Genomic DNA, 1,790 nt, shown 5'->3' on the forward strand with positions numbered 1-1,790 from the left:
CGCGCGTCCCCCCCCCCCCCCCCGGCGCGCCCCACCACCCCCGCGCCCGCTGGTGGCGGGGTGGTCGGTCGGTCGAGGGGCAACGGGGCCTCCGGGTCTGCGGGCGTTCGGGTGGTGGTGTGCGGCCCCGCTCGCCGCCCGCCCGTCGCCGGTTCGTGGCCGGGTCCGTCGCCGGTTCGTCGCCGGACGGTCCCCGGCAGGCCCGGTCGGCCGGGTGTCAGCCGCGCACGGAGAAGTCACCACTGGTCGTGCGGATGAACGGTACCGTGCCCTGGCAGTCCGACACCGGCTGGCCGAACACGCCCCAGACCCAGCCCATCCTGTCCCCGCGCCGGCCGGTGTCCTCCACCGAGAGCGAGACCTTCTGGCCGGTCAGCTCCAGGCCCGGGAACCACGGCGCCTCGCCCTTGGTGATCACCCCGGTGGCGATCGCCTCCCGGCCGCCGACGGCCAGGCAGGTGATGTCCCCCTCGAAGTCGGCGACCAGCCGGCCGTCGGTGTGCACGTGGCGGACGTGGAAGTGGCCGGCGGTGGCGCGCGGATCGGTGTTGGTGGCGGTGCGGGCGTCCACCGAGATCCGCACCGGGTCGCCCTCGAACCCCTGGAACGCGGAGGTGAGGACGGTGTCGCCGGTGCCGTGCACGCTCACCGGCCCGAAGTCGCCCGCGGCGGCGGAAGGTTCCGCGGCGGCCGTGGGCGCGGCGGGGGCCGCGACGGCCGGTGCGGCGGCGGGGACGGGGACGGGGACGGCGGCGGCAGCCGGTGCGGCGGCGGTCGCGGCCAGCAGGAGGCAGGCGGCTGCGGCGGTGGCGAGGCGTCGGTTCATGGCGGTCGGTCTCTCCCTCGGTGCGGTTGTTCCGGCGGCACCGAGTCTGCTCCGGCCCGGGCCGCCGTTCCTCCCGCTGCGGAGGGGAGTTGACGGCGGACCGCTCCCTCCCGAGGAGGAGCCCGTGTCCCCCGGGAGAGCTGCCCGTAGGCTCGGCGGTGTGCGTACCGAAGCCAGATCCCGCTCGCCCCGGGCCCGCCGGGTGCTCGCCGCCGTCTCCGCGCTCGCGCTGCCGGCGCCCGTCCTGATGGCGCATCCGGGCGCTCGCGGGTCGGCCGCGCTGCTCGCCCTGACGGCGGTGGTCGTCGCGGTGGTCGCGCTGGCGCCGTGGCCCGTCGGGCGGATCCCGCTCGTCGCGGCCGCCGGGGCGGCGGCCGGGGCCTCGCTGCTGGTCGACGCGCTCTACCCGGGCCCGTACCGGCTGCCCGCGTTCTGGCTGCCCTTCGAATGGACGGCCCTGCTGGGGCTGATGTTCCGGGTGGTCCGCCGGCTGCCGGACCGGCAGGCCGGCGCGGTCGGCGCACTGGTCGGGCTCGCGGCGGTGCTGCTGCCGCTGCGGTTCGTCCTGCGGACACCGCAGAGCAGCGTGACCGCGGCGGTGGTCGGGGTGGTGCTCTCGCTGCTGCCGCTGCTCGGCGTCGCGGGGTCGGCGCTCTACCTGCGCGTCCTGGACGTCCGACGGGAGCGGGCGGTCGACCGGGCCCGGCGCGAACAGCGGCTGGAGGTGGCCCGGGGGCTGCACGACTCCGTCGCCCACGAGATCACCGGCATCGTGGTGGAGGCCCAGGCCGGCCAACTCCCGGGCCAGGACGCCGAGGAGACCACCGAGCTGCTGCGGCGCCTGGAGGAGGCGGGGTTGCGGGCACTGGCCGGCCCGCAGGTGCGCCAGCACGGCGATCGCCTGCACCGTCTTGCCCAGGCCCATCTCGTCCCCGATGATGACCCGCCGCTGGGCGAGCGCGAA

At 77.4% G+C, this 1,790-nt stretch carries 1 protein-coding gene and 2 pseudogenes; 1 reads left to right on the forward strand and 2 read right to left on the reverse strand.

The features are described from left to right. Nucleotides 1-217 precede the first annotated feature (217 nt). Complete coding sequence (locus tag AB0E96_RS40865; RefSeq protein ID WP_359831885.1) at nt 218-826, reverse strand: hypothetical protein; 609 nt, start codon at nt 824-826, stop codon at nt 218-220. A 469-nt stretch (nt 827-1,295) separates the two neighbouring features. Between AB0E96_RS40865 and AB0E96_RS40870 the strand changes: the two are divergent. Beyond that, nucleotides 1,296-1,637: pseudogene (locus tag AB0E96_RS40870) on the forward strand (two-component sensor histidine kinase); the annotation flags it as partial. A 54-nt stretch (nt 1,638-1,691) separates the two neighbouring features. Here the strand turns inward: AB0E96_RS40870 and AB0E96_RS40875 are convergent. Next, nucleotides 1,692-1,790 (reverse strand): annotated as a pseudogene (locus AB0E96_RS40875) (SNF2-related protein); the annotation flags it as partial.

This window comes from Kitasatospora sp. NPDC036755, assembly GCF_040636595.1.
GTDB lineage: Bacteria > Actinomycetota > Actinomycetes > Streptomycetales > Streptomycetaceae > Kitasatospora.

Excerpts from the sequence above, each read along its gene's own strand:
- AB0E96_RS40865 (WP_359831885.1), bottom strand. The coding sequence starts at position 826 with ATGAACCGACGCCTCGCCACCGCCGCAGCCGCCTGCCTCCTGCTGGCC.